General features: G+C 71.8%; 20 protein-coding genes. 10 read left to right on the top strand and 10 right to left on the bottom strand.

Annotated elements, in window-relative coordinates; translation table 11 throughout:
• Window positions 1–8: 8 nt before the first annotated feature.
• Together ABD236_RS12570 and ABD236_RS12565 are read left to right on the top strand one after the other, a co-directional pair.
• Entirely contained in the window at window positions 9–458 is a 450-nt protein-coding gene (locus tag ABD236_RS12570) for a carboxymuconolactone decarboxylase family protein (RefSeq protein ID WP_344073617.1), read from the top strand.
• Window positions 459–568: 110 nt separating this feature from the next.
• On the top strand, window positions 569–1,561 hold the full coding sequence (locus ABD236_RS12565) for a TIGR01777 family oxidoreductase (RefSeq protein ID WP_344073615.1): 993 nt from the start codon (window positions 569–571) through the stop codon (window positions 1,559–1,561).
• A 3-nt stretch (window positions 1,562–1,564) separates the two neighbouring features.
• On the opposite strand, the gene ABD236_RS12560 is transcribed toward ABD236_RS12565, so the two are convergent.
• Window positions 1,565–2,800, bottom strand: a complete 1,236-nt coding sequence (locus ABD236_RS12560) for an MFS transporter (RefSeq protein WP_425543860.1) — start codon at window positions 2,798–2,800, stop codon at window positions 1,565–1,567.
• Between the two features lie 89 nt (window positions 2,801–2,889).
• On the opposite strand from ABD236_RS12560, the gene ABD236_RS12555 reads away from it, so the two are divergent.
• Window positions 2,890–3,468: a CGNR zinc finger domain-containing protein gene (locus tag ABD236_RS12555; RefSeq protein ID WP_344073613.1), complete on the top strand. Its 579-nt coding sequence runs from the start codon at window positions 2,890–2,892 to the stop codon at window positions 3,466–3,468.
• A gap of 43 nt (window positions 3,469–3,511) precedes the next feature.
• Here the strand turns inward: ABD236_RS12555 and ABD236_RS12550 are convergent, their stop codons facing one another.
• A complete protein-coding gene (locus ABD236_RS12550; protein WP_344073612.1) occupies window positions 3,512–4,387 on the bottom strand; it encodes an NmrA family NAD(P)-binding protein in 876 nt (291 codons plus the stop codon).
• A 254-nt stretch (window positions 4,388–4,641) separates the two neighbouring features.
• Here ABD236_RS12550 and ABD236_RS12545 point away from each other — a divergent pair, with 254 nt between their 5' ends.
• Together ABD236_RS12545 and ABD236_RS12540 are read left to right on the top strand one after the other, a co-directional pair.
• A complete protein-coding gene (locus tag ABD236_RS12545) occupies window positions 4,642–5,139 on the top strand; it encodes a cupin domain-containing protein (RefSeq protein WP_344073611.1) in 498 nt (165 codons plus the stop codon).
• A 123-nt stretch (window positions 5,140–5,262) separates the two neighbouring features.
• Complete coding sequence (locus ABD236_RS12540; RefSeq protein ID WP_344073610.1) at window positions 5,263–5,715, top strand: iron chaperone; 453 nt, start codon at window positions 5,263–5,265, stop codon at window positions 5,713–5,715.
• A 110-nt stretch (window positions 5,716–5,825) separates the two neighbouring features.
• Here the strand turns inward: ABD236_RS12540 and ABD236_RS12535 are convergent, their stop codons facing one another.
• A complete protein-coding gene (locus ABD236_RS12535; RefSeq protein WP_344073609.1) occupies window positions 5,826–6,587 on the bottom strand; it encodes a methyltransferase domain-containing protein in 762 nt (253 codons plus the stop codon).
• A gap of 746 nt (window positions 6,588–7,333) precedes the next feature.
• Between ABD236_RS12535 and ABD236_RS12530 the strand changes: the two genes are divergently transcribed.
• Both ABD236_RS12530 and ABD236_RS12525 read left to right on the top strand, forming a co-directional pair.
• Window positions 7,334–7,534, top strand: a complete 201-nt coding sequence (locus ABD236_RS12530; protein WP_190087684.1) for a DUF6229 family protein — start codon at window positions 7,334–7,336, stop codon at window positions 7,532–7,534.
• 286 nt (window positions 7,535–7,820) lie between these two features.
• Window positions 7,821–10,649, top strand: coding sequence for a type 2 lanthipeptide synthetase LanM family protein (locus ABD236_RS12525; protein ID WP_344073607.1), 2,829 nt, complete (start codon window positions 7,821–7,823; stop codon window positions 10,647–10,649).
• Window positions 10,650–10,676: 27 nt separating this feature from the next.
• On the opposite strand, the gene ABD236_RS12520 is transcribed toward ABD236_RS12525, so the two are convergent.
• Window positions 10,677–10,955, bottom strand: coding sequence for a chaplin family protein (locus ABD236_RS12520; RefSeq protein ID WP_344073606.1), 279 nt, complete (start codon window positions 10,953–10,955; stop codon window positions 10,677–10,679).
• Window positions 10,956–11,209: 254 nt separating this feature from the next.
• Between ABD236_RS12520 and rox the strand changes: the two genes are divergently transcribed.
• A complete protein-coding gene (rox, locus tag ABD236_RS12515; protein WP_344073605.1) occupies window positions 11,210–12,643 on the top strand; it encodes a rifampin monooxygenase in 1,434 nt (477 codons plus the stop codon).
• Between the two features lie 51 nt (window positions 12,644–12,694).
• Here rox and ABD236_RS12510 read toward each other — a convergent pair whose 3' ends face one another.
• The 3 genes from ABD236_RS12510 to ABD236_RS12500 all read right to left on the bottom strand — a co-directional run bounded on the left by ABD236_RS12510 (window position 12,695) and on the right by ABD236_RS12500 (window position 15,413).
• Window positions 12,695–13,483: an HAD family acid phosphatase gene (locus tag ABD236_RS12510; protein WP_344073603.1), complete on the bottom strand. Its 789-nt coding sequence runs from the start codon at window positions 13,481–13,483 to the stop codon at window positions 12,695–12,697.
• Between the two features lie 136 nt (window positions 13,484–13,619).
• Window positions 13,620–14,279, bottom strand: coding sequence for a leucine efflux protein LeuE (gene leuE / locus ABD236_RS12505; protein ID WP_344073602.1), 660 nt, complete (start codon window positions 14,277–14,279; stop codon window positions 13,620–13,622).
• Window positions 14,280–14,417: 138 nt separating this feature from the next.
• The gene (locus ABD236_RS12500; protein ID WP_344073601.1) at window positions 14,418–15,413 is read right to left on the bottom strand and encodes a GlxA family transcriptional regulator; all 996 of its coding nucleotides are present in this window, start codon (window positions 15,411–15,413) and stop codon (window positions 14,418–14,420) included.
• A 108-nt stretch (window positions 15,414–15,521) separates the two neighbouring features.
• Here ABD236_RS12500 and ABD236_RS12495 point away from each other — a divergent pair, with 108 nt between their 5' ends.
• Window positions 15,522–16,370 (top strand): dienelactone hydrolase family protein, encoded by an 849-nt coding sequence (locus ABD236_RS12495; RefSeq protein WP_344073599.1) that lies wholly within the window; start codon window positions 15,522–15,524, stop codon window positions 16,368–16,370.
• A 311-nt stretch (window positions 16,371–16,681) separates the two neighbouring features.
• The gene (locus tag ABD236_RS12490) at window positions 16,682–17,689 is read left to right on the top strand and encodes an ArsR/SmtB family transcription factor (RefSeq protein ID WP_344073598.1); all 1,008 of its coding nucleotides are present in this window, start codon (window positions 16,682–16,684) and stop codon (window positions 17,687–17,689) included.
• 36 nt (window positions 17,690–17,725) lie between these two features.
• Here the strand turns inward: ABD236_RS12490 and ABD236_RS12485 are convergent, their stop codons facing one another.
• The 3 genes from ABD236_RS12485 to selD all read right to left on the bottom strand — a co-directional run bounded on the left by ABD236_RS12485 (window position 17,726) and on the right by selD (window position 20,270).
• Window positions 17,726–18,181 carry a MarR family winged helix-turn-helix transcriptional regulator gene (locus tag ABD236_RS12485; protein WP_344073597.1) on the bottom strand — a complete coding sequence of 152 codons (456 nt, stop codon included), beginning with the start codon at window positions 18,179–18,181 and terminating at the stop codon, window positions 17,726–17,728.
• 170 nt (window positions 18,182–18,351) lie between these two features.
• Complete coding sequence (locus tag ABD236_RS12480) at window positions 18,352–19,173, bottom strand: hypothetical protein (RefSeq protein ID WP_344073596.1); 822 nt, start codon at window positions 19,171–19,173, stop codon at window positions 18,352–18,354.
• Window positions 19,170–20,270 carry a selenide, water dikinase SelD gene (selD, locus tag ABD236_RS12475; RefSeq protein WP_344073595.1) on the bottom strand — a complete coding sequence of 367 codons (1,101 nt, stop codon included), beginning with the start codon at window positions 20,268–20,270 and terminating at the stop codon, window positions 19,170–19,172. Before selD ends, ABD236_RS12480 begins: the two co-directional genes overlap by 4 nt.
• Window positions 20,271–20,546: the final 276 nt, after the last annotated feature.

Raw genomic sequence — 20,546 nt, 5'->3', positions numbered from 1 at the left:
CAGAGCTGATGGAAGCACGTATGAAGGGCGCCGGAAACCCGGATCTGGTCACCGCGATCCAGCATCTGCACAAGGCGATCCACGCCGGGGGAGTCGACCCGCGTCTGCTGGCGCTGGTCCATGTGCGCGCCAGCCAGATCAACGAGTGCAGCCCGTGCGTGCTCGCCGGTGTGGCCGCCGCGAAGAAGGCGGGCGAGACGGAGGAGCGCCTGCACAGCGTGGTCGCCTGGCGCGAGACGCCCTTCTTCACCGACGAGGAGCGCGCGGCCCTCGAACTGACCGAGGCGGCCACCCGCGTCCAGGACGGCGCGCCGGGCGTGACCGACGACATCTGGGACAACGCCGCCGACCACTTCACGGAGCAGCAGCTGTCCGCGCTCATCCTGGAGATCGCGGTGACCAACTTCTTCAACCGGATCAACCGGACGACGCGGGAGCAGGCGGGTAAGACCTGGTGAGATGAGGTGGCCGCCATCAGGGGGCGGTGCCCCGCGTGGCGGCGGCCACCCCGAATTTGAACGCGTTCAACCCCTCCTCTACGCTCAGTGCGACAGAGGAGGGGAAGTCGATGAAGATAGTCATTCCCGGTGGAACCGGGCAGGTCGGTGCCGTGTTGGACCGTGCTCTGACCGCCGCGGGCCACGAGGTCGTGATCCTCACTCGGCGGCCCGTGGGGGAGCGTGAGGTCCACTGGGACGGGGAGAGCGCGGGGGAGTGGGTCCGGGAGATCGACGGCAGTGACGTGGTGATCAACCTGGCCGGTCGCAGTGTCAGCTGCCGGTACACCCCGGCCAACCTGAAGGCCATGATGGACTCGCGGGTGCGCTCGACGCAGGCCGTGGGCGGCGCCGTCGAGGCGGCCGCCCGGCCGCCCCGCCTCTGGCTCCAGATGAGCACCGCCACCCTCTACGCCCACCGCTACGACGCACCCCACGACGAGGCCACCGGCGTGATCGGCGGTACCGAAGCCGGTGTCCCGGCGTACTGGGGCTACAGCGTCGAGATCGCCAAGGCCTGGGAGCGGGCCCAGGAGGAGGCGGACGCCCCGCACACGCGCAAGGTCGCGCTGCGCTCCGCCATGGTCATGAGCCCGGACCGGGGCGGAGTCTTCGACGTGATGTCGTGGATGGCACGGCTCGGCCTCGGCGGACCCGTCGCGGGCGGCGCGCAGTACGTGTCGTGGATCCACGACGACGACTTCGTCCGCGCCGTGCGGTTCCTGATCGAGCGCGACGACATCTCCGGCCCGGTCAACCTCGCCGCCCCCACCCCGCTTCCGCACCGCGCCTTCATGCGGGCCCTGCGTGCCGCCTGGCGGGTCCCGGTGGGGCTGCCCGCCACCAAGGGCATGGCCGAGCTCGGCGCGTACGTCCTGCGCACGGACACCGAACTCCTGCTCAAGAGCCGCCGGGTCGTTCCCGGCCGCCTCCTCGACGAGGGTTTCACCTTCGATCACGGCACCTGGCCCGAGGCCGCCCGCGACCTCGCCGAGCGGCGGCGGACGGGCCGGAGGACCGCCGCGGGGCGGGTGCCGCGTCCGGCCCGGGCAGGCGGGCGCTGACGCTCACGCCTGTGGACGCGGCAGTCCCTCCGCCGTGGCGGGGGTGCCAACGGTGGTCGACCGGAAAGTTCCATCGCCGCCTCCCCCGGGCCCGATGAGCGGTTTGACGACGAGGAGTTGTACGGCCGCGAGGGCGAGGGCGAAAGCCGCGGTGGCGGACCACAGCGCGGTGACTCCGGTGTGGTCCAGTAGCTGCGTGGCGGTGACGGGCGCGGCGGTGGTCGCGATGCCCCAGCTGATTCCGTACACGGCGAGATAGCGGTCGCTGGCGCCGGGCGGGGCCAGGTCGGCCACGACGCTCATGGCCCGGGCGAGGATGATGACCTCGCCCAGGCTCCAGACGGCGGTCGCGAGCAGGAACGCGGGCAGGCCGCGCGCGATCGCGTATCCGCTCAGGCCCGCCGCCAGCAGGGCGTAGCCGAGGGCGAGGGCCACGGGGGCGGAGAGCGCGGTGAGGCGGCGCAGACGGAGAACGGGTTGGGCGACGACGACCGTCACGGCCGAGGTGGTGAAGAGCAACCCCGCGTCGGCGGCCTCGTATCCGCGCCGGTCCAGGGTGAGCGGCAGCGCCATGACCACCTGCATGGCGACGAGCGCGAACCCGGTGCCGGACGCGAACATCGCCCACAGCGCGCGGTCCCGCCAGGGATGGACCGGTAGGTCGAGTGGGCGGTTGCCTGCGGCCGTTGGGCGTGGCCGGTCGGCGGGCAGGGCGAGGTGCAGGGTCAGCGCGCACGCCAGACAGGTGAACGCGTCGACGGCGAAGAGCCAGCGCAGGTCGTAGCGGCCCAGACCGGCCGCGATGAGGCCGGCGCCGGTGCCTCCGGCGGCGAGGGCGGCGTTGAGCAGGCCGTACGCGCGGACCCGCTCGGCGGCCGGGACGGTGTCCGCGATGATCCCCTGGCTCGGTGGCTCGTAGAGCTCGAAGGCCAGACCGAGCAGGATCGCGAAGAAGGCCACCGCTGCCAGGGAACCGGCGGAGGCGATGCCCAGTTGCGCGAGCGCGCAGCCGGTGAGTCCGACGACGATCGTACGGCGGCGTCCGAGGCGGGCCGCCAGATGGCCGCCCGCGAGGCGGGAGGGGATCGTCGCGAGGCCGAAGGCCGCCGAGAGCAACCCGGCCGTCGTGGTGCTCGCACCGAAGTCGTCGCTGATCAGGACGGTCAGAAAGGGCAGCGAGAACGCGCCCAGCCGGTTGATCGCCCGTGCCGCCACGAGCAGCCATACCGTTCGCGGCACAGCCGCCACCCCCATGTAACTGTCGTATCGAGTAATGTCAGTTACCGACATCGCCGACGCTAACCATTGAAGGAGTGACCGGTCAAGTGATGTTCGACAGTCACGTCGCGGTGCTGCTCGACCAAGCCGTCTCGCTCGTGAACACCTTGACCGACGGGCAGGCGCGCGGCCGCCCCTACACCGCGCCCCGGGGTGCCGAGCTGGCGGACGCCATCGACGCCGCGATCCCGCGCGACATGTCCTCGCTGCCCCGGTCCGTCGACGGTGACCAGGCCGCGTACCTGGCCGGGACGGCACGGCGTATGCGCGAGGTGTTCCAGGCGATGCAGGACGGCCGGGCGGACGCTGCCGCCGAGACCGTCAACGACCTCCTGTACGACACCGGCGCCCGGCCCCGGCTGGACCGGGCGGGATCCGGGTCCTGGCAGATGCACTTCCACGGACCGGACGACTCGTTCGCGGCGGGCAGCAGCGCGAGCTGCGCCACCGCGCTCGCCCTGGCGGTGGGCGGCGGCCTCGCGAGCCGACTGGGCGTGTGCCGGGCCGAGCGCTGCGACCGGGTGTACGTCGACACCTCCCGCAACGCCGCCCGCCAGTTCTGCTCCACGGCCTGCCAGAACCGCACCAAGGCGGCGGCGTTCCGCGCCCGCAGGGGGGCCGAGGGCTGACGCTCCATCAGTCGGGCGCAGATGCAGACGCAGAACAGGCTTGTCACTTCTCCATTAGCGGACGCAGATGGGCATGAGCCCAGCCGCTGAGCGGGGTCGGCGTGGTGGTGAGCAGGTCCCGGGGCTGTTCGGGCACCAGGTCGCGCGATCCGGCGGTCATCCCCACCATGCCCTCCACCGCCGAGGCAGGCAGCCCGGCCGCGCGCAGTGTCTCCCGCGTCGCGTCGTCACTGACGGGGTTGAGCCGGATCGGGCGTCCGAGCGCTTCCGTGAGGATGCGCGCGACCTGACGGAAGGTCAGGTCCTGTGGCCCGTGAACGGCCTGCACCACTCGCCCCCGCCAGGCGTCGCTCAGCAGCCGGGCCGCGGCCACGTCGCCGATGTCGCGCGGATCGGCCCACGGCATGGGGTGGTCCGGATCGAACGCCGTGGTCAGGACGCCCTTGGCGAGCCCCTCCAGGTCGAACAGGAGGTTGGTGAAGAAGTAGGCACAGCGCAGGTGCAGTACGTCCGCTCCGGTGGTGTCGAGCCGTTCCTCGATCCCGGCCAGGGCGTCGATGTGCCCGACCCCGTGCCGCTTCTCGGCCCCGATGCTGCTCAAGAGGACGACACGCGCCACCTCGCCCGCCCGCGCGGCCTCGACCAGTGGCGCCGCCGTCCGCAGTGAGACCTCGATCGGGTCGGCCGTGGTGGGGGGCGTGGGATCCACCCAGAAAACGGTGCGTACACCCGCCAACGCCTCGCGGACGTACCCGGCGTCGGTCAGATCGCCCTGGCGCGCATCGACCCGCGCGCGGGTCTCCTCGTCGAGCCGGGCCGGTTCGCGGACCAGGACGCGCGGGCGGACGCCGGCCTGGAGCAGCAGCCGTACGACGCGTGAACCCACATGTCCGGTCGGTGTGGTCACCGCGATGGTCATCGGGTGTCCCCTTCGTGGACTCCACTGACCCATCGCACTCTAGGGCCCCACCTCCGGGCAGTCGCGCCGACGGGCGGCCCACGGTCGCGAATCAGCCAGTCGGAGACGGCGATGACGGGGCGCAGAGGCCGGAAACGCGACCTGATTGACCTCTGTTTCCAGCGCTGAATTGCACCATACGGAGGGTCTTTCCGCTCCATAAAGTAGTGATCACAGCGACACCGAGTCGGCTGAGAAACCGAAGGGGAACCACCATGAACAGCAAGAACACCGGCTCCGACGCCTTCGTCACCCGCGCCGCCGAGGCGGAGACCTGTGCCGACCCGAGCAGCGTGATGACGCTGCTGGCCGACACGGACGGGCCGGGTGGCGGATTCACCTCGTACCGCTCCACCTTCGCCAAGGGGGCCGTCGGGGCTCCCGCGCACTTCCACACCAAGGCGACGGAGCTCTTCTTCGTGATCAGCGGCTCCCTCCAGGTGCTGGTGGGGGAGGAGATCAGCACCCTGAACGCCGGGGACTTCCTCGCCGTGCCGCCGCACACCCCGCACGCCTTCGCCGCGGCGCCGGGCTGCGAGGCCGATGTCCTGTTCACCTTCACGCCCGGTATGGGCCGCTTCGACTACCTGCGGCTGCTCGGCAGTGTGATGCGCGGCGAGACCGACCCGAAGAAGATCGCGGAGTCCTCGGAGCGCTACGACAACCACTACGTCGACAGCCCGGCCTGGCGCGAGGCGCTCGCCGCGTCGTGAACCCGGCTCGGGGACGGACACGCGGTGTCCGTCCCGGTCAGCGTCGAGCCCCGTTGTCAGTGCCCCCGGCTAAGGTCCGTTCCAAGAGCCGCAACATCGGGATCGGCAAGGGGAAGACGCGCCATGAGCAGCACGAACAGCAGTGGGTACGAGGGGTTCACGGCCGAGGAGCGGGCCGCGATGAAGGAGCACGCCCGGGAGCTGAAGACGTCCGCGCGGCGCGGTTCGCGCGCGGACAAGGCGGCGCAGGCGGTGCAGGACGTCCTCGCGAAGATCGCCGAGATGCCGGAGCCGGACCGGGTCATGGCCGAGCGCGTCCACGCCGTGGTCACCGCCAACGCCCCCACGCTCGCGCCGAAGCTCTGGTACGGAATGCCGGCCTACGCGCTGGACGGCAAGGTCGTGTGCTTCTTCCAGAGCGCGGAGAAGTTCAAGTCCCGCTACGCCACCCTCGGCTTCAGCGACCAGGCCAAGCTCGACGAGGGCACGATGTGGGCGTCCGCCTTCGCCCTGACCGAGGTGACGGCCGCGGTGGAGGCGCGGATCGCGGCGCTGGTGAAGCAGGCGGTCGGCTGACCTCGTGAAGCAGGTGGTCAGTTGAGCTCGTGATGCAGACGGTCCGCTGAGGGGGCGGCGTGAGCGCTTGAGCCGAGGCGGCCGGGACCTTGACCGGGAGCCCCGGCCGGTCAGGGCTTGGGTACCACCAACAGGTCCACCACATACGTCTCTTCGACCATCCCGTCCGGGAAGGCCTCGCTCAGCAGCGCGCGTTCTGCCGTCAGGAACTCCTCGGTCCTTCCCTCGCCCAGCATCAGGAACGCCGAGTGGCTGGTGACGTTCGCCAGGTGGGTGTCGAGCGGTACGGTCCGGCTCCAGCGCAGCAGGCGCCGGGTGTGGGAGAGACCGGACAGACCCGCGAGGCGGCCTGCGCGGACGTCGTCGGGGCGCCGGCGGTCCTTGGGGGCCACGCCGCACCAGTGCGCGATGCGCTCGTCCTGGGCGGCGGCCCAGGGCACGTCGGCGGCCGTGGTGTTCCACCACAGCGCCAGCGCGCCGCCGGGCCGCAGCACGCGCAGCGCTTCCGGTACGGAACGGCTCGTGTCCGTCCAGTGCCAGGCCTGGGCGTAGGTGACCAGATCGCAGGACAGGTCGGCGAGCGGCAGGGCGTTGCCATCGCCCCGGACGATCGGCGCCTCGGGCAGGGCGCGTCGGAACTGGGCGGCCATGCCGTCGCCCGGCTCCACGGCGAGGACATCGGCGCCGCGCTCCCGCATCAGCGCGGTCGCGATACCCGTGCCCGCGCCGACGTCGGCGACGCGTGCGCCGGTCAGCGGGCGTCCCATGACCTCCTCGATCGCGTCGAAGAGGCTGGGCGGGTAGGAGGGGCGATTCGCGGCGTACTGCGCGGCGGCGGAGTTGAAGGAGAGAGCGCGCGAAACAGAGGTCATGACGGCCATCCTTCACCATGCGCTCCCGCGGAATCGTCGCGGAGGCGGCTGGAGGGGGCTCCTCCGATTGGCTCGGTGAACGCCCGGTGCCCCAGCAGCTGGTGTGACCGCCCTGTCACGCCCCCCCGAACGCGGATGAGCGGCGCCACCTTGCGCGCGTCGGCCACGACCGGGGATTTGTTGGCCGAGGGGGTGCTGTTTAGGCGGGGACGGCGGCTGTCACGCTCGTTTCAGCCCCAGTGACTCCGGCGGCGCGGCTTTCTCCTGGCCCGGCCGTCGGATGCGGTGAACGCGGAGGTCCCCCGTCTCGGCGTACACCGCGGGTGTCTGCCCGCCATCGGGCGGCGGGCAGACACCCTCTTCCTTCCCGCTGCGCACTCCTCGTACCGCCGTCGAGATCGCTCACCGAGCCGGTGTCCCGGCGGCGGTGGAGGCGAGGTCCAGGAATGACGTGGACTGCACCGTCGGCGGAGGGACAGACGCCCGTGATGGGCGGACCGCCCTCCCGCGTCAAGGCGCAATGCGGCCACGCGAGTTGATCAGGGCAAAGGCTGAAGAAGCCTCCCTGAAGGCCGTGGGCGGGCCCGCTCGCTCGCCGTACTGCCGTCAAACCCCGCCCCACGGCCCGCGATACCGCGCAGACACAGCCCGAGAGTGTGGCCGGATTAGTCATCTGACAGGTGTTCGGATCCGGCAATACTCGGCACTGGGCAATCCGTCCCGATTCCTACGTCCGGAGGCCGCAGATGCCCCAGACCAGTGTTCCCGCAACCGCCGTGCTCAACGCCTGGCTGTCGGGCGCCGAGAGCGCGTACGGCCAGTCCAACCCCGCTGGCCCGCTGTACGTCGGTGGCGCCGCCGCCGAAGCAGCGCTCACGGACCCGAGCGACTCCCTCTACGGCTTCTGCTCCAGCCCGAGTGGCTCGCGCGGAAGCTGGTGTTGCTGACCACCAGCCGGTGCCGCCGCGGAGATCCCTCTGCGGGGCGCTCCTGCTGACCGTCCTGCGGAGGGCACCCCTGCGGCGCACCGCCGCTGAGTGACGGTCGCGGACAGCTCGTGCGGACATCCAGTCCCGTGCGGACAGAGAGTACGGAAAGACGAGTGGGGAGCCGCTCACCACGCCCCGGCCGCCTGTGTCCGCCGAGGTCGGTCGCGGTTCCCCACGCCTTGCGCGGCACCCAGGGGAGCGCCTCGACGGCGCCGACGTGCGACGGATTGGGGAGGGGCGGGCCGTGGACCGATCGGCGCCGGAGAAGAGGGACGAGGCGAAGGACGAGGCGGAGTGGTTCGTCCGCCCGGTACGCAGCATCGCCCGGCCGTGGCGGGAGGAGCTGGCCCGGCGGCTGGACGCCGTGGACGCGCTGAGCGGTGCCGAGCGGGACGTGGTGCTGGAGGCCGGGCACACCGCCCTGCTCGGATCCCTGCACGCGAAGCTGTCGCGGCTGTTCCTGATCGAACTGCACGCCCTGCGCATGGCGGAAGGCGGCGGGCGGGCCGGAGACGACACGGCGACCTGGGCCGCGTTCATCGAGCAGGCCGAGGACGACGGCTATCTCGACGCTCTTGCCGACCGTTACCCGACGCTCGGCCGGCGGGTCGCGTCGGTGGCGCGGCTGTCGGTGGCGGCCACGGCCGGTTTCGCGGAACGCCTCGCCGCGGACCGGGAGTTGCTGCGGCCCCTGCTCGGCGCGCCCGCGGGAGAGATACGGGCCGTCACCTTCGGGGAGGGTGACACCCACCGGGGCGGCCTGACGGTGAGCAGGGTCGACTTCGACGGCGGCACCGTGATGTACAAACCCCGGCCGTCCCAGGCGGACGTGGCGCTGGGCGAGCTGCTGGACGAGCTGTTCGCGGACTTCCCGGACGCGCCGGCGCCGGACGAACGCATCCGGGTGCCGCGTACGTTGGTACGCGACGGATACGGCTGGTCCGCGTTCGTACGCCACCGCTACTGCGCCGACGACGGTGAACTCGCCACGTTCTACCGCAACGTCGGACACTGGCTGGCCGTGCTGCGCTTCACCGGCGGCACCGACATGCACGCCGAGAACATGATCGCGGCAGGGCCGGTGCCGGTGATCGTCGACGCGGAGACCCTCTTCGACGCCCCCGCGCCCTTCCCGGCCAGCGGCCGGGGCGACGCGGTGGACGTGGCCGCGGCGGCCATCCGCCGCACGGTACTGCGCACCGGACTGCTGCCCGTGCGCGGCACCGGGTTCGCGCTGGGCGGTGTGGACATCTCCGGGGTCGGGGCCCTGCCCGGCCAGCAGCCGCTGATCCCCAACCCCGTGATCGCGGACGGCGGCACGGCCGCGGCCCGCTTCGAGGTGGACCTGGTGGCCATGCCCACGGCGGGCAACCACCCCAGCCCCACCCCGGTGCTGAGCGCGTACTGGGACCGGATCCTCGCCGGGTTCCGCGAGATGACCGCCCACCTGCGCCGGCCCGGGACCGACCCGTACCGGCTGCTGCGACGTTTCGAGGGCGCGCAGGCGCGGCGGATCCTGCGGCCGACCCAGGCGTACGTGGACATCGGCCGGATGCTGTGGCACCCCGCGTCCCTGCACGACGAGGCGGCGGCGGTCGAGCGGGCCCGGGACATCCTGCGGCGCAACGCCGAGGTGCTGCCCGGCGCTCCCACCGACCGTGCGGCCATCGACGGCGAGATCGCTGACCTGCTCGCCGGGGACGTACCGATGTCCACCTTCGTGGTGGACGCGGCTGCCGTACGGACCACGGTGGAGGACTGGCACACCGCCGACCTGCCGCTGGAGGAGTCCGTCATCCAGGACGCGCTGGTGGGCGCGTACCTCAACGAGCGTTCGCTGCCCCAGCGGGTGCAGGAGGGCGCCAGCGAGCCGCACGCCCGCGACCGGGAGCGGCGGCGCCGCGAGCTGGCCGCGCGGATGGTGCGGCGGCTGTGCGACGGCGCGGTGCGCGGCGAGGACGGCACGGTCACCTGGATCAGCCCGGTCTTCACCCCGGCCGGCTGGTCCATCAGGGTCCTGCCCGCCGACCTGTACACCGGGCAGGGCGGTGTGGCGTTGACACTGGCGGAGTACGCGGCCGAGGTGCGGGCGGGGCGCGCCGACGAAGTGCCGGGCGTCACCGAGGCGTTCGAGGGTGCGCTGCGGGTCCTCATCAGCACCGAGGACCACACACCCACACCCTCCGCCGGTGCGTTCAGCGGGGCGGCCTCACAGGTGTGGACGTGGCTGGCGCTGCACCGGGTGCTCGGCGAGGATTGGCTGGTGGAGCGGGCGGCCCAGCGCGCCCTGCTGCTCGCACAGGGGCGGTTGGTCGAGGACGACGTGGAGGTGGACCTGCTCAACGGGGCGGCCGGGGGCGTGGTTCCGCTGCTCGGCCTGGCGGAGGCGACCGGCCAGGACCGCTGGCTCGATGCCGCCGCGCACATCGGCCGCCGGCTCACCGGCCTGGCCACCCTCGACGCGAGCGGCGCGCGCTGGACCACCCGGCTCAACCCCGAGGGCATCGGCGGCTTCGCCCACGGCGCCACCGGTATCGGCTGGGCGCTGACCCGGCTCGCCCTGAGCGAGGCGGGCTCCGCCGCCGAGCGCCGCGACTGGAGACATCTGGCCGAACGGGCCTTCGCCTTCCAGGAGTCGCTCTACCGTCCCGAGGCGGGCAACTGGCAGGACGTACGCGTCGGAGCCGAGGAGGACTTCTTCACCAGCTGGTGCCACGGCAGCGCGGGCATCGGTATCGGCATGCTGGATCTGCACCGGCGCACCGGCGATCCGGCCCACCTCGACATGGCCCGGCGCGCCGGACACGCCTGCGCCGCCGAGGGCTTCGGCTGGAGCCATACGCTCTGCCACGGCGACCTGGGCCTGTGGGAGTTCCTGACCTCCCTGGGCCTCGGCGACGCCGACGACCTCGACGGCGAGATCCTCACCGGTCTCGAACAGCGCGGCCCGGTGGGGGGTTTGGCCCGCGAGGCGTTCTCGCCGAGCCTGATGTCCGGCCTGTCCGGGGTGCTCCACACTCTTCTGCGTATGCACCCCGGGGCCGTCCTGCCCAACCCCCTTCTTCTGGACTGACGGGGGTCGGAGCGGGGTTTCGCCTGCTCAGAGGATGTGGTTGCCGCAGATGTTGATGGGGATGTTGATCGGGATCTGGATCAGGTTGCCGGAGAGAAGGCCGGGGGAGTGGGAGACATACCCCTCGGCGTAGGCGCTGCCGTGGTTGCTGCACTCCCCTCGGTCGGAGCCGTCGCGGTAGCGGTCGTCGTGGTCGCCGTAACCGCGGTCCGGGCCGTGGTCCGCCGCCATGGCGGGTGCCACGGAGCCGAAGGTGAGGGCGGTGCCGACAAGGGCGGCGAGCACATACTTCTTGGTGTTGGTCATATGGACATGAAAACCGGTGGAGTCCGATCCCGCGCGCCCGGGACGGGAGGTTCACTCGCTTGACCGAGCGGCCGGGAAAGGGCGTGGGCCAGGCGTCGGTGACGACGGAGGCGGGGCCGGAAGACGACGAAGGCGAGGAGCTCACCGGCTCCTCGCCACTCTCAATGTATAGCGCACCGGGGGGCTTGCGGCAAGGCCCCGGTCGTCCCGCAGAATGCCTCTTCGAAGCCAGGACCTGCGGAAATGAGAAGACCTTGACGATCGACGTGATCATTGCCGGCGGTGGACCGACCGGTCTGATGCTCGCGGGTGAGCTGCGTCTGCACGGCGTACGGGTGGTCGTGCTGGAGAAGTTGACGGAGCCGACCAAGCAGTCGCGCGGACAGGGCCTGCACGCCCGCAGCGTCGAGCTGATGGACCAGCGCGGGCTGCTGGACCGCTTTCTGGCGGTCAGTGAGAAGTACCAGGTCGGCGGCCTCTTCGGCGGTATCGCCAAGCCGTGGCCGGCGGGGATGGACACCGCGCACCCGTACGGCGTCGCCACCCCGCAGCCGATCACCGAGCAACTGCTCCACGCGCGTGCGCTGGAGCTCGGCGCCGACATCCGGCGCGGGTGCGAAGTGGTCGGTCTGAGCCAGGACGAGGAGGGGGTGGACGTCGAGCTGGCGGACGGCACACGGCTGCGCTCGCGCTACCTCGTCGGGTGCGACGGCGGCCGCAGCACCGTGCGCAAGCTGCTCGGTGTCGGCTTCCCGGGCGAGCCCGCCACGGTCGAGACGCTGGTGGGCCAGATGGAGGTGACGGAGGACCAGGCGACGATCGCCGCGGCCGTCGCGGAAGTCCACCGGACCCAGCTGCGGTTCGGTGTCACCCCGCCGGACGAGGACGGTGTGTGCCGTGTCGTCGTGCCCGCCGAGGGGGTGGCCGAGGACCGGGCGACCGAACCGACCCTCGATGACTTCAAGCGGCAGCTGCGGGCGTTCGCGGGCACCGACTTCGGTGTCCACTCGCCGCGCTGGCTCTCCCGGTTCGGCGATGCCACCCGGCAGGCCGAGCGGTACCGGGTCGGCCGGGCGTTCCTGGTCGGGGACGCGGCGCACATCCACCCGCCGACCGGTGGGCAGGGGATGAACCTGGGTGTGCAGGACGCGTTCAACCTCGGCTGGAAGCTGGCCGCCGCGGTCGAGGGCTGGGCGCCGGAGGGGTTGCTCGACAGCTACCACACCGAACGGCACCCGGTGGGCGCCGCCGTGCTGGACAACACCCGGGCGCAGATCGCCCTGATGGGCACCGAGCCGGGCCCGACCGCGCTGCGCAACCTGTTCGCGAAGCTGATGGACTTCGAGGAGGTGAACCGGTACATCACCGGGATGATCACCGCGGTCGACGTCGCGTACGACTTCGGCGAGGGCCATGAGCTGCTCGGCCGACGGCTGCGGGACCTGACGCTGAAGCAGGGGCGTCTGTACGGGCTGATGCACGGCGGACGCGGACTGCTGCTCGACCAGACCGGGCGGCTCTCGGTGGCGGGCTGGGCGGACCGGGTCGACCACGTCGTCGACGTCAGCGAGGAGCTGGACGTACCCGCGGTGCTGCTGCGGCCGGACGGCCATGTGGCGTGGGCGGGCGATGACCAGCACGAGCTGCTGGCCCAACTGCCCAGGTGGTTCGGCGCGGCCACGAACTGAGTGCGGCATACCGGGGTGCCCGACGCGGCGCCGCGCACCCCGGCAGGACGGTTACGGCAGGAAGTACATGGGGTTGGGGATCTTGTACGTCTGGTCGGCGTGGCCGCCCGCGAGGTCGGTGTACTGGTCGCCGAGGTTGGCGACGATGCGGTAGCCGAGGCTCTCGATGTGCGTGCGGGTGCCGGCCTTGTAGTCGACGGTGGAGCACGTCCAGGTGGGCTTGCCGCAGCTCAGGTAGGCCGGCGGGTTGGCCTTGTCCTTGAGGAAGAAGTGCGCGCTGTCGACCGGGACGGCGTAGCCGGCCTTGGTGAGGTTGGTGGCGCTCGCGTCGCGCTGCGAGACGTCGCGGCCGGTGAGGAAGAAGACGGTGACGCCCTTCTTGGCCGCGTAGTTGACCAGGTCGGGCATGCCGAAGACGGCGATGGACCGGGCGCTCTGGACGTACGCGTTGAAGGCGGTGGCGTTGTACGCGAAGCCGTTCTTCTTCTCGTAGTCGTAGGTGAGCAGGGTGGTGTCGTCGACGTCGAGGACGATGGCGGGCTTGCGGCCGTCCCGCCCGGGGTGCTCGGCGGCGTGCGCTATCCGGCGCTTGGCGCGCGCCTCGATCGAGGCGACCTGCTTGGCGTAGTTGCTGGTCGGGGAGGCCTGGTAGGCGCCGGTCGAGTCGGGAGCACCGCCGTAGTAGGCGTTGATCTTGTCCTCGACCTTGGTGATGTTGGGGATCTCCTTGTCGCTCTTGGGCGTGCCGTCGCCGGCGGTGGCCGCGCCGGCGCCGTAGAAGGCGGCGCCGGTGAGGGCCAGGGCGGCGGCGGTTGCTGCGGTTTTGGTGACAGTGCGCATGAAAGGAAGATCTACGCGCATCACACACTGCCCCGCCAGGGTCTTTGATCAATTCTTTACCGGCGGGTAACCACGTTCACACCCAACGGTCCCGCAGCCGACCGTTTCGTATCCGGTCGGCTCACACCCGGTCGGCTCACACCCCGCTGAGCGACAGCTTCGCGGCGAAGCCGAGGAAGAGGACGCCCGCCGCCGAGGTGGCCCCGGCCGACAGCCGCCTGCGACGGCGGAACGCGGCGGCCAGCCGGGTGCCGCTGAATATCAGCGTGGACAGATACAGGAAGCTCGCCAGCTGGAGCAGGGTGCCGAGCACCAGGAAGGACAGCGCCGGATAGGCGTATCCCGGGTCCACGAACTGCACGAAGAAGGAGACCAGGAACAGGATTGCCTTCGGGTTGAAGAGGCTGAGCATCAGCGCGCGGCGGTAGGGCCGCTCGACGGAGGCTTCCGGCTGGAGGTCGTCTCCCGCACCGGGCTCCACCGCCTTGTGGCGGTTGCGCCACATCCCGAGAGCCTGGCGCAGCATGCCGATCGCCATCCACGACAGATACCCGGCGCCGGCGTACTTGACGACGGCGAACAGCAGTGGCGTCGTCTGCAGCAGCGAGGCGGCCCCGAGCGCGGACAGCGTCATCAGCACCGTGTCCCCGGTCCACACCCCCGCCGCCGCGACGTATCCCGTACGCACACCGCGCCGGGCCGCCACGGACAGGACGTACAGGGAGTTGGGCCCCGGCGCCAAGATGATCAGCACCAGGCCCACGAGGTATGTCGGAAGATCGGTTACACCCAGCATGCCGGGGAGTGTCGCACATGGGTACGAGGTGGGGCTCGGGTGTTTCACGATGCGGCATGGGCGGGGCCGCGGCGCGGCGGTGTGCGCGGGAGAGTGCCACAGGGCGCACGGGCGTACGGGCGTACGGGCATACCCCGCCTATCTGGGCCGCGTGACCCCCGTCGTCGCGCCGCCCCGCCGAAACGCCGCCCGGTAGTCCCTCGGCCGGCGGCCCGTGTGACGGGCGAACAGGGCGGCGAAGGTCGCGGGGTCCTGGTAGCCGACCGCGGTGGAGATGCTGGCGACCGTGCGTTCCGTCGTCTCCAGGAGGTGGCGGGCGCGCCGGACGCGGGAGGCCTGGAGGTAGGCGAGGGGGCTGTGGCCCGTCTCCTCGGCGAAGCGCCGCAGCAGCGTTCGCGTACTGACGTTGAAGCTCCGCGACAACGCGGTCAGGTCGTACCGGGCGGCGAGGGTCTGGTCGAGCCGGCGCATGACCCGGTGGGAGAACTCGTCGCCGGGGCGCGGCAGCAGCCGCGCGTCGACGTACGGGGTCTGGGACGAACGCGCGTCGTCGACGAGCGCCACCCGCGCGGTGGTGCGCGCCACCTCGGCGCCGCTGTGCCCGCGGATCAGCTCCAGTGCGAAGTCGTACATGGCGCTGAAGGCGGCCGTCGTCGTCACCCCCTCGTCGGTGACGACCAGACGGTCGGGCCGGACGTCGGCGTCCGGGCGGCGCCGCGCCAGTTCGTCCGCGAAGAGCCAGGACGTCGTCACCCGGCGCCCGTCGAGCAGTCCCGCCTCGGCGAGCAGGAACGCACCGACGCAGATCGACACCACCGCGTGGCCCTCGGCGGTGTGCGCGCGGATCGCCGCCACCTCGGGGGCGAGGCCGGCGAGCCGGTCGTCCAGATCCAGGCCCGGTACGAGCTCGAAGCCCGGCACCACCAGGACGTCGACCTCGCGCAGGGGAGAGACGGCCAGGGCCGCGCCGCCCGACGCGGTGACGCGACGGCGCGGCGAGACGACCGCCACCTCGTATCCCGCGTGGTCCGGCCCGGCGACGTGCATGGCCATCGTCAGCAGATCCGGCACGCCGAACACCTCGGACGCGAAACAGCCCGGATAGGCCAGGACGCCCACACGCAACGCGCTCATGCTCGCCTCCCCGCCGGACGCGGCGCACCGGCTGCTGGCGAGATTACCTTCGTCCATGGCGATCCGGCCCCTGCGGGAGTGAGGGGGTGGCAGGCCACGCTGTTCCCCATGAACACTGCCGACTCCCGCCATGACGACGCGATCACGGACTTCTCCCGCCGGCTTGTGGAGGTGGACGGGACGGTGAAGACGGTGTACGCGTCGGGCACCGGGCCCGCCGTCGTGCTGATGCCGGAGATGCCCGGCATCAGCCCCGACGTCCTCCGGCTGGCGCGCTGGATCCGGGAGGCCGGCTTCACTGTTCACGTGCCTTCGCTGTTCGGCGTCGACGGCGCCCACCCCACGGCCGAGCGCGGGCGCGAGATCGTGCGCCGGGCCTGTGTGAGCGCCGAGTTCCGGGCGTTCGCGGGGGGCGGCACCAGCCCCGTCACCGCATGGCTGCGCGGCCTCGCGCGCCAGGCCCATACGGAGTGCGGCGGCCCCGGAGTGGGCGCGATCGGGCTGTGCTTCACCGGCAACTTCGCCCTCACCATGGCGCTGGAACCCGCCGTCGTCGCACCGGTGGTCAACCACCCCTCCCTGCCGCTGGACGATCCCGCGGGGCTGGAGATCAGCGACGAGGACGCCCTGGCGGTGCGCGACCGTCTCGTACGCGACGGGCTCACGGTCCTCGCCTACCGCTTCGACGACGACCGCTGGTGCACGGGTCAGCGGTTCGCCGCCTACCGCAGACTCCTCGGCGACGCCTTCGACGGCCGGGTGCTGGCGGGCGGTTGTGCCCGTACCGACCCGCCGCCGTTCTTCGCCGAGGTGGTCGCCTCCCCGCACAGCGTCGTCACCGCCCACCTGGTGGACGAGGACGGCCACCCCACCGTCAGGGCCAGGGACGAGATCCTCGCCTTCCTGGCCGCCCGGCTGAAGCACCCCGCGCCCCCGGCGGAAATCCAGCGGCCCTGACCCCGACCACCCGGCCCGGACGCGCCACGGGGGTGCGGGTCCGGGCCGGGCAGCTCCACCGTCCACGACGGGCGCGGCTTCGCGGCACCGGCCGCCGGCCACCGGGAGAAGGTCTGGACCGGGGCACGTATTGGCCGAGACGTCGCTTGCCGCGCCACCCACCCGCTTCCTAGCTTGGGTGCGTCCGCCGCCCCGCGCCGTGCCCCCGGCCGGACCCGCGCACGCGGGTGCCTCGGAAAATCCGGACCACCGGGCCCCACCCCGGTACGTCTGTACGTCTGAGCGCAGACTCCCTTTTCGGAGGTGCACAGGTGCTACGGATCCACTTCACCGGCGAGGACCTGGCGCGTACCGTCGTGGCCGGCACGCCCGATCCGCTCTGGGAGGTGTCGATCAGCCTGCACCGGCTCCAGCGCCGTGACACCAGTGTGGTCTTCGGGCCGTGGCGGTCCCAGGTGCTGCCCCACATCCCGCCCGCCGTCCGGCTGCTGTCCCCGCTGGCGCCGCCCAAGGGCTACTGCCTGGACTTCCTGACCCCACCGCCCTCGGGCGAGAGCCTCGCCGTCCAGACGCACGTCCTGCGCTCGACTCCCCGGACGGTCGTACGGGCCGAGCTCGACGAGTTCCGCCGCCAGAACCCGGGCCGGCGCCTGCCCTCGTGGACGACCCGGCTGGCCGCGGGCGAGTCCGGGGTGCTCAACCGTCTCGCCCAGGCGGCGACCTCGTACTTCGACGCCTGTCTGCACCCGTATTGGGAGCGGATCGCGAGCGCGGTCACCCAGGACCGCATGCGGCGCACCGCGCTGCTGGCGCAGGGCGGCTGGGAATCGGTCCTGGCCGGCCTGCACCCCACGGCACGCTGGCGGTATCCCGTCCTGGAGCTGGACTACCCCGTCGACCAAGATCTCCACCTCCAGGGCCGGGGCCTGATGCTCCAGCCGTCCTTCTTCTGCCGCTACCAGCCCACCAGCTTCTTCGACCCCGATCTGCCGCCGGTGCTGGTCTATCCCATCGAGCACCCGGCGCACTGGGCCTCCCCGCACGCCTCCCCGGCCCCGGACGAAACGGTGCGCCCGCTCAAGAACCTGCTGGGCGCGGTACGGGCCCGGCTCCTCCAGAGCGCCGGTGACGGCACGGCGACCACCAGCGAGCTGGCCCGACGCGTCCACACCACGGTGCCGAACGCCAGTCGCCACCTCACCGCCCTGCGCGAGGCGGGACTCATCGACAGCCGACGCCACCACAACACCACCCTGCACACCCTCACCCCGCTGGGCGCGGCCCTGCTCAACGGCCGCCCGGCCCGGCTCCCCGCGTGAGCGCACACGGGGCCGGGGCGGCGGGCTGACGTCGGCTCAGGGGAGCTCGCCGTCGCCGCCGAGGTTGTCGACGACGCGGCGCAGGACGTCGATGGTGGCCGCGTAGGCCGCGTCGTCGATGCCGACCCGCATCCGCGCGTGCACCTCGGCGTTGCGGTCACGGGCACGCAGACGGCCCGCCTCACCCGCGTCGGTCAACGTCAACGCGGCGTCGGTCTCGGCGGTCCAGCCGCGCGAGGCCAGGTCGGCGAAGACGGCGTCGAAGTCGGTGCCCTGGTCGTCGAAGCGGGCCAGCTTCCCGGCCAGCGCGGCCCGGGTCCAGCCCCCCGGGGCGCCCGCTATGTGGTTCAGGACCCACCAGTGCGGCTGGGTGAGGCCCTCCTCGGCGAGGGCGGTACGCAGACCACCGATGACCAGGCCCGCGGCCTCTCTGGTCCAGTAACCGATGGGCTGGGCGGCGAGCGTCTCCTGCGAGTGTTCCTTGATCGTCATACGGCGACCGTAAAACCTCCATATGACTTGAGGTCAAACCTCTCCGCGCCTGTCCGTGGTTCGCGGCGTGTGAGGTGAGAGGGAGCTCCTCCCAGGCCACCGGTGAAGGCTCCGCCACCTGACCGGCCGACCGGACGGGTGGGCGGGGCGAGTTGGGCCGCGCGCAAGTACTACCGACCCGCCGGATCACGTGTCGACGGCAGCTCCCACACGTACCCGAACGACGCGTGGATCATCTTGTAGCCGTGGGCCCCGGACCGGAAGAGGATCATCGGCAGACCCACCGGGGCCTTGGGTGCGAGGAGGTTGGGGGAGTAGTAGCAGACGTGCGGGAAGATGACGGTCGTGCAGTACGGGGCGGAGGTCGCCAGCCGCAGATCGACGTGCGGCCCCATCGTGGCCCGCAGACCGGCCACGGTCACCCGCGTCGACTCGATGTCGCGCTCCAGCTGTGAGGTGTGCTCGGGGCTGCGGCCGGCCTCCTCGACCGCGGCGCGCACCGGGACATCGGGGTTGGCCGGGTCACAGACAATCGCCCGGATACGGACCCGGCCGCCCGTTTCGCGCAGCATCGTCTCGATGTCGCGGTAGAACGGCCCCAGGGGGTTGAAGAACACCCGTAGGGAGACGCCCATCATCAGGATCTCCCCGTTCTCGAAGCTGCGGAACTCCTCCGACAGCCGCGTCTGCGCGTTGTCGCGGCGGGGCGAGATCTCCCGGTCCTTGTAGACACGGCTGATCCCGGCGTCCGACAGCTCGTTGAAGATGCGCCACACCTCGTCCCCGAGCCACTTCTCCTTGAGCCGGTCGTAGGAGAACGACACCAGGATCGGGAAGAGCACAGCGGATCCCAGCGACTCCAGAACCACCGCCGACAGCGCCCACAGCCTGCTCTCGGTGAGGAGGCCGACCGCGAGCCCCGAGACCAGCACGGCGAACCCGAGCGCGGCGCAGAGGTAGAGGAACTTCTGGTGCACGACGGACGGCGTCACGAGGGCGTCCCCTCCCCGGCGCCGCGTCCCAGCGGCTTCATCGCGATCGTCCCGGCAGAGCCGGCCCCGGTGACCTCCCCGATCTCGACGGCCGTCAGACCGTACTCGGCACCTCGGGCCAGGAACATCCGGGCCCGCTCGGGCGAGGCCGAAAGGAGCAGCCCGCCCGAGGTCTGCGGATCGCACAGGGCGATGCGCCGTGCCACCGGCAGGTCCGCCCAGTCCACCCGGTCCTCCAGCGTGAAGTACGTCCGCTCGGCGCTGTTGGCCACGATCCCGTGCTCCTCGGCGAGTTCGACCGCGTGCCGCAGCATCGGCACCGTCTCGGGGAACACCGTCGCCGCGCAGTCCGACGCCACCAGCATGGTGCGCAGATGGCCGATGAGGCCATAGCCCGTGACATCCGTGGCGGCGTCGACACCGGTCTCGCGGGCGAGCCGGCAGGCGATGCGGTTGGAGGCGAGCATCACGCGCTCGGCCTCCGACACCGCCTCGGCGGAGGCCACTTCGGCCTTCTGGCCCGCGATGACGATGCCGGTGCCGAGCGGTTTGGTGAGGATGAGCCGGTGGCCGGGGCGGGCGTTGCTCTGGAGCATGACCTGGCCGGGCTGGGCCGCGCCGATCACGCACAGACCGAAGACCGGGGACTCGGAGGCGATGGAGTGGCCTCCGGCGAGCTGGGTGGAGCACTCCGCCAGGGCCCGCACGGCTCCCCGCATGAGCTGCGCCACCGTCTCCTGGGGCAGTTGGGGCGGCCACCCGAGGATGCCGAGCGCGAGGAACGGCTCCGCGCCCATCGCGTAGATGTCGGACACCGCGTTCATCGCGGCGATACGGCCCCAGATCTCCGCGTCCTGCGAGACGGGGGTGCCGAAGTCGGTGGAGAAGGCGAGGGTGAGGTCCGTGGTGAGCCGGTAGAGCGCCGCGTCGTCGCGCTGTGTGCCCGGCACGAGGTTGTCCGTACGGCCGCCGAACGCGGCCGGGTGCGCCCCGAGCGACTCCAGCAGGGCCTCCATCCGGTCGAGGGGGATCTTGCAGGCGCATCCCCCCGACGTGGTCGAGTTGAGCAGGTTCGTCGAAGCTGCCGCACCTGGCATCCCCGTCCCCCTTCGATGCCCGTCGTCCCCACCGCGTGGCGCGCGGTGGTCCCACTATGACGGCGGCACCTGACGCAGACCAGGGTCCGGGCGGGACCGCGCTCGTAACTCACCCGGGCCGGGGGGGGAACTTGGCCCCGGGGCGGCTGGAACTGCGCCGTCTCGCCCCGCCTGCCGGCGAATAATTCACGATCCGTCGCGGCGAATTCTGAAAGCAATGCGAAAGAAAATCGCGTACGTGTCCGGGGCGCTGCTAGCGTCCGAGCGGCGGCCGGA

It is taken from the genome of Streptomyces crystallinus (assembly GCF_039521265.1).
Taxonomy (GTDB): domain Bacteria; phylum Actinomycetota; class Actinomycetes; order Streptomycetales; family Streptomycetaceae; genus Streptomyces; species Streptomyces crystallinus.
The sequence above is the reverse complement of the archived record's forward strand: the minus strand, read 5'-3'. Positions and strand labels throughout refer to the sequence as shown.